This is a genomic window from Mesorhizobium sp. M1A.F.Ca.IN.020.04.1.1, assembly GCF_003997315.1.
GTDB lineage: Bacteria > Pseudomonadota > Alphaproteobacteria > Rhizobiales > Rhizobiaceae > Mesorhizobium.
In genome coordinates this window covers 1-5,514 of the sequence record NZ_RZSN01000260.1, presented here as the reverse complement: position 1 = coordinate 5,514, position 5,514 = coordinate 1, and the positions used below count along the sequence as shown (strand labels likewise).

The following is a 5,514-nucleotide window of genomic DNA, read 5'->3' as shown; positions in this document are numbered from 1 at the left end:
GTCGCTGGCCGAGATCGGCCCGCGGCTCGACCGCGCCGTCGACCCGCTCTGGGTCTCGCGGCAAGCGCTGGAGGCAGGCGACGATATGCTGAAACCGGGCTGCGGCTGGCTGCCGGCTTCCTGGATGCCTCAGGCCGCGTTGCGGCAAGCACTGCGCGGCGCCGCCCGAGCCGACGATGCGACGCTTGCCGACTACGGCACGCCGCTCGGCCTGCCGGCACTGCGGCAGCTGCTTGCCCGCCGCCTGTCGGCGCACGGCGTCGAGGCTTCGCCGGACCAGATCATGCTCACCGAGTCCGGGACGCAGGCGATCGACCTGCTGTGCCGCTTGCTCCTCGAGCCGGGCGATGCGGTGCTGGTCGACGATCCCTGCTATTTCAACTTCCATGCGCTGCTGCGCGCGCATCGCGCCAAAGTGGTCGGTGTCGCGATGACACCCTCGGGGCCCGATATCGACCTCTTCGCGCAAGCGCTCGCCGAGCACCGGCCGCGCCTCTACATCACCAATTCCGCGCTTCACAACCCAACCGGCGCGGTGCTCTCGCCGGTTATAGCGCACCGGCTGCTCAAGCTTGCCGATCAATCGGATCTCGCCATCGTCGAGGATGACATCTTCGCCGATTTCGAGCACGCGCCGGCGCCGCGGCTGGCGGCCTTCGATGGCCTCGGCCGCGTCGTCCAGATCGGTTCCTTCTCCAAGACGCTGTCGGCTTCGGTGCGATGCGGCTTCATCGCCGCGCCCCGCGACTGGATGGAACGGCTGATTGACCTCAAGATCGCCACGACTTTCGGCGGCGGGAGGCTCTCCTCGGAACTGGTGCTGACTCTGCTGAAGGACGGCAGCTACCGCAAGCATGTCGAGCAGTTGCGCACCCGCCTGTCGCGCGCAATGGCCGAAACAGCCGGCAGGCTGAAAGCAATGGACGTTATGCCCTGGATCGATCAGGGGGCCGGCATGTTCCTGTGGTGCCGCCTGCCCGACGCCATCGACGCCGCCGATGTCGCCCGCCATGCGCTGGCGGATAATGTCGTGCTGGCGCCCGGCAACGCCTTCAGCCTGTCGCACTCCGCCGGCCGCTTCATGCGTTTCAACGTCGCCCAATGCGCCGATAAGCGCAACTTCAGAGTGCTTGAAAGGGCAATGGCCGCGTCCCGCCGCAAAGGCGCGTCGCAGCCCGGCAGCGGCAGAGCTTAGGCGCCTGCCCGCTTGCGGCGCTCATACATCATCACCAGCGTCTCGGCAGTCAGCGCCGGCTTCTGCTCGCCCTCGATCTCGACGGTGTTCGCGGCCTTCATCAGATATTGGCCGGGGCCGCGGTCTTCCATGGTGAGCAGCGTCGTGCGCAGCCGGATACGTGCGCCGGACTTCACCGGCGCCAGGAAGCGCACTTTGTCGAAGCCATAGTTGAAGGCGGCTTGCGTGTTTTCCGGCACGATGCCCATCTCCAGCGCCAGCGCGCCGATGATCGACAGCGTCAGATAGCCATGCGCGATCGTAGTGCGGAACGGGCTCTGCCGCTTCGCGCGCTCCGGATCGACATGTATCCACTGGTGGTCGCCCGTGCATTGGGCGAACTGGTCGATGCGCTGCTGGTCGACCGTCGTCCAGTCCGACACGCCGATCTCCTGGCCGGCCATTGTCCGCAACTGTTCGAAGGTCGGCGGCGTCCTCGGCCGATTTTCCGTCATTCCTGCTTTCCTGCTGGCTTCTGCCAATCTCCCGACCATGAACCGGCGGCTCCTGTCAATTCGCGGCGCCTCGATTTCACCCTCAGACTTGACGGTTTTACGGCAAGCCGCGAACGCGCAGCCGCACGCGCCGATTGCTCAGCCGCCTGAACCCGATCCGGAAAACCCGAATAGGCGCCCTGGATTGCTCACTTCCCGTCGTAGCCGGCCCGGATTTCCGCCATCGCGTCCTTGATCCTGTCGCGCAGGATTTCGACCGATTCGGTGCCGGATTTCCGAACCAGGTCGGCGACCTCGCCGGCATTCTTCAGCGTTGTCTCGAAGGATTTCCTGGCGAAATCCACCTGCTTCGTCATCAACTCCTGCGGATTGCCCGGAGGCTGGTAGTTGCGTGCCATCCGGGTAATTTCGCCGAGCGCCTCCTGCACCATTTCGTGCTGTCTCGACAGAATGGATGACGCGCCGGCGGCGCTTGCCCGGGCCGACTTCTCCAGAGCCTCGAGATTCCTGCGGTGGTGATCGAGGATCGCCTGGATGTCGACCTTCGGCAGCTTCAAGTCGCGGCCGAACCTGCTGAAGATGTCCAGAAAAGAGTCGGATTCCGGTTGTCTTGCCATGTCGTCGCCTCCCGATCTGCCGCTCTTACAGCGCCCACTAGGGAGAATAGTGCGCGCCCGGTCCGCGTCAATTGAGGAGAAGCAGCCGCTCCGCCGTATAGAGTGCCAAGCCGGCCAGACCGCCGATTACCATGCCGTTGAAGCGGATATACTGCAGGTCCTTGCCGATATTGATCTCGATCAGCCGCGTCAGCTGGGCCAGATCCCAGCGCTTGACCTGATCGGCGATGAATTTCGACACGCCGCTCTTCTGGCTTTCGACGAAGGAGGCGAGCGCCACAACAAAACCCTGGTTCATGTCGACCCTGATCTGGGCATCGTCGGCCAAATGCCGGCCGACCTCGACGAACAGGTTGGCGAGGTGCTCGCGGATCGTCGAATTGGCCGCGTTGGCGTCCTGCTCGATGAACAAGCGCAGGCTTGCCCAAGTCTCGCCGGCGAGAGCCCTGACTTCCGGACGGCCCAGGAAATCGCGCTTCAGCCTTTCGGCGCGTCTTGCATATTGCTTCGAGGTCCTGAGCCGCTCGACGAAGCCAAGTACGAAACGGTCGAACTCGGCGCGCGCCGGATGATCGGGATCGGCCCGCACCTCCTCCAGCAGCAACCCGGCGGAAGCGACAATCTTCTTGAGCAGATAGGCGTCGGCGCGAAACAGGTTGAACAGCGACGGCAGTTCCTCACGGATCTTTTCGCGCATCGTCGCCAGCGCCTTCTCGTCGTTCAGGAAGCGCCCGACCACCCTGGTGAACTCGTCGAACAGTTTCTGGTGGCGCCGGTCGTCGGTGAGCGCCGACAACAGCTCCGCGGCTAAAGGCGCTAGCGGCACTTTTTCGATCTGCTCCAGCAAGCGGCTGGTGACGAAGTCGCGCAGCCCGGACTGCTCCACGGCGGTCAGCGTCTGCGGCACCAGGCGGGCGACGAATCGCGACAGGTCGGCGGCGCGTTCGGCGTCGGCCAGCCAGTCGGCGACGAGGGCGGCAAAGTCGACCTCGGCGAGCTTTTCCCGCACGGGCTCCGGCGCAAGGAAATTGGCCTCGATGAACCGGCCGAGATTGTCGGCGATGCGGTGCTGGTTCTCAGGAATGATGGCCGTGTGCGGGATCGGCAGGCCGAGCGGGCGCCTGAACAACGCCACGACCGCATACCAGTCGGCCAGCCCGCCAATGATCGCCGCCTCGGCGAACGCGGCAACAAAGCCGAGCCACGGATGGGTGATCTCTAAAGACTTGGCGAGCGCGAAGACAAGGATGCACAGGCCAAGCGCTGCGGCGGCGACGAACTTGGTCCGCCGCAATGCCGAGAGCTTTGCCTGCGCATCGGCGTCGAATCGAACCGGCGCGAGGGCCTGAGCTGATTGTGACATGGAAAGGCCTTCCCTATTGCACCCGGACTTATCTAGGGCCTGCGCCGGGGAAACGCTCGCTCAAAGCGCATTGCGGCGCGATGCGGCGGACACGCACAAAAAGTTGATAAGTTTATTCAGCTATGTAGCGGTCCAGTCTGGAATTGTTCCAAACTATGGGCCATATTCGGCCCAAGCTCATTTCGCGAGGATACCATGCGGCTCACGCGCCAGACGAACTATGCGATGCGCATACTGATGTATTGCGCCGCGAACAGCGACCGCCTGAGCCGCATCCCCGAGATCGCCACCGCCTATTCGGTTTCGGAGCTGTTTTTGTTCAAGATCCTGCAGCCGCTGGTCGAGGCCGGCCTGGTCGAGACGGTGCGCGGCCGCAATGGCGGCGTCAGGCTCGGCCGCCCGGCGGAGCAGATCAGCCTGTTCGACGTCGTGCGCGTCACCGAAGAGAGCTTCGCCATGGCCGAGTGCTTCGAGAACGACGCCGCCGAATGCCCGCTGGTCGACAGCTGCGCCTTGAATTCGGCACTGCGCGAAGCGCTCAATGCCTTCTTCGCCGTGCTCTCCCGCTACACGATCGCCGACCTCGTCGCCGCGCGCCCGAATGTGCGCCACCTGCTTGGCATCGATCTCCTGGAGCAGCGCGCCCCGGCTGCCTAAGCTGCCGATTGCGGCAACACGAACGGAACGCTTCCAGCAGGCAGTGCGCCGACCTTGAGCCGGCAGTCGAACACCTTTTCGATCAGCTCGTCATTGAGCACCTCTTGAGGTGAGCCGGCGGCAGCCAGTTGGCCACGAGAGAGCACGAAAATCCGGTCGGCATACATGGCCGTCAGATTGAGGTCGTGCAGGATCGCCACCACGCCGCCGCCGCGCCGCGCGAAATCGCCCGCAATATTCATGATGATCAGTTGGTGCTTGACGTCGAGGCTGGAGACAGGCTCGTCGAGGAAAAGGTAGCGCGGCCTGCCCTCGAGAACCGGCGCCCAGACCTGGCAAAGTACACGGGCAAGCTGGACGCGCTGCTGCTCGCCGCCTGAAAGCTCCTGGTAGAAGCGGCCGGCAAAGCCGTCGAGATCGACACGCGCCAGCGCCCGCTCGGGCAAGCGCGCATCCTCGCCGGGCAGCACCCCGGAACGCCCGCCGATCAGGCCGAGACGAACGATCTCTAGCACCGTGAAGGGAAAGGACAGCGTGGTGGACTGCGGCAGCACGGCGCGATGCGTCGCTGCCTCCACCGGCTTCATGGAAACCAGGTCTCGGCCATTGAGGATGACAGTGCCGGTATAGGAGAGCTCGCCCGTCAGCGCCTTGAGCAGCGTCGTCTTGCCCGAGCCATTGGGCCCGACGATTGCCGTTACCTCGCCCGGCAGCGCCGTGAAATCGACATGCGACACGATGCGCCTGGAGCCGATCGCTACGGAGATGTCCCGGGCTTCGATCATCGGCTGCTCACAGATCAATGACGCCGCGCTTGCGCAGCAGGATCCACAGGAAGAACGGCGCGCCGGCCACTGCCGTGACGATGCCGATCGGCAGTTCGGCGGGCGCGACGACGGTACGGGCGACCGCGTCGGCAAGCAGAAGCAGCGAGGCGCCGAGCAAGGCCGAGGCCGGCAGTAGGTAGCGGTTATCCGGACCGATCGCGAGGCGCAACAGATGCGGCACGACGATGCCGATGAAGCCGATGCCTCCGCTGACGGCGACCGACGCACCGACCGCCGCCGACACGCCGACGATGGCCGTATATTTCAGCCGCTGGACCGGAATGCCGAGATGGCCGGCGGTCGCCTCGCCGAGCGCCAGCGCATCGAGGCCGCGCGACAGGAACGGCATCGCCGCCAATGC

Annotated in this window: 7 protein-coding genes; 2 read left to right on the top strand and 5 right to left on the bottom strand. The window is 64.9% G+C overall.

Going from position 1 to position 5,514, the window contains the following annotated elements; all coding sequences use genetic code 11:
• Nucleotides 1–1,195: PLP-dependent aminotransferase family protein (locus EOA49_RS29815; protein ID WP_164749322.1), on the top strand; the 1,195-nt coding region annotated here is incomplete at its 5' end.
• Here the strand turns inward: EOA49_RS29815 and EOA49_RS29810 are convergent.
• The 3 genes from EOA49_RS29810 to EOA49_RS29800 all read right to left on the bottom strand — a co-directional run bounded on the left by EOA49_RS29810 (nucleotide 1,192) and on the right by EOA49_RS29800 (nucleotide 3,669).
• On the bottom strand, nucleotides 1,192–1,689 hold the full coding sequence (locus tag EOA49_RS29810; protein ID WP_066999871.1) for a MaoC family dehydratase: 498 nt from the start codon (nucleotides 1,687–1,689) through the stop codon (nucleotides 1,192–1,194). The two genes, EOA49_RS29815 and EOA49_RS29810, sit on opposite strands and share 4 nt — an antisense overlap.
• Before the next feature lie 188 nt (nucleotides 1,690–1,877).
• Nucleotides 1,878–2,306, bottom strand: a complete 429-nt coding sequence (gene phaP / locus EOA49_RS29805; RefSeq protein WP_066999869.1) for a TIGR01841 family phasin — start codon at nucleotides 2,304–2,306, stop codon at nucleotides 1,878–1,880.
• A gap of 67 nt (nucleotides 2,307–2,373) precedes the next feature.
• Complete coding sequence (locus EOA49_RS29800; RefSeq protein ID WP_127241917.1) at nucleotides 2,374–3,669, bottom strand: DUF445 domain-containing protein; 1,296 nt, start codon at nucleotides 3,667–3,669, stop codon at nucleotides 2,374–2,376.
• Between the two features lie 195 nt (nucleotides 3,670–3,864).
• Between EOA49_RS29800 and rirA the strand changes: the two genes are divergently transcribed.
• Nucleotides 3,865–4,326, top strand: coding sequence for an iron-responsive transcriptional regulator RirA (gene rirA / locus EOA49_RS29795; protein WP_066999863.1), 462 nt, complete (start codon nucleotides 3,865–3,867; stop codon nucleotides 4,324–4,326).
• Here rirA and EOA49_RS29790 read toward each other — a convergent pair.
• Both EOA49_RS29790 and EOA49_RS29785 read right to left on the bottom strand, forming a co-directional pair.
• Nucleotides 4,323–5,111 (bottom strand): heme ABC transporter ATP-binding protein, encoded by a 789-nt coding sequence (locus EOA49_RS29790; RefSeq protein ID WP_127241918.1) that lies wholly within the window; start codon nucleotides 5,109–5,111, stop codon nucleotides 4,323–4,325. The two genes, rirA and EOA49_RS29790, sit on opposite strands and share 4 nt — an antisense overlap.
• Before the next feature lie 7 nt (nucleotides 5,112–5,118).
• Nucleotides 5,119–5,514, bottom strand: a 396-nt coding sequence (locus tag EOA49_RS29785) for an iron chelate uptake ABC transporter family permease subunit (protein ID WP_164749321.1), incomplete at its 5' end; no start/stop codon positions are given.

Coding starts and splice junctions, on each gene's coding strand:
- EOA49_RS29810 (WP_066999871.1), bottom strand. CDS start 1,689: ATGACGGAAAATCGGCCGAGGACGCCGCCGACCTTCGAACAGTTGCGG.
- phaP (WP_066999869.1), bottom strand. CDS start 2,306: ATGGCAAGACAACCGGAATCCGACTCTTTTCTGGACATCTTCAGCAGG.
- EOA49_RS29800 (WP_127241917.1), bottom strand. CDS start 3,669: ATGTCACAATCAGCTCAGGCCCTCGCGCCGGTTCGATTCGACGCCGAT.
- rirA (WP_066999863.1), top strand. CDS start 3,865: ATGCGGCTCACGCGCCAGACGAACTATGCGATGCGCATACTGATGTAT.
- EOA49_RS29790 (WP_127241918.1), bottom strand. CDS start 5,111: ATGATCGAAGCCCGGGACATCTCCGTAGCGATCGGCTCCAGGCGCATC.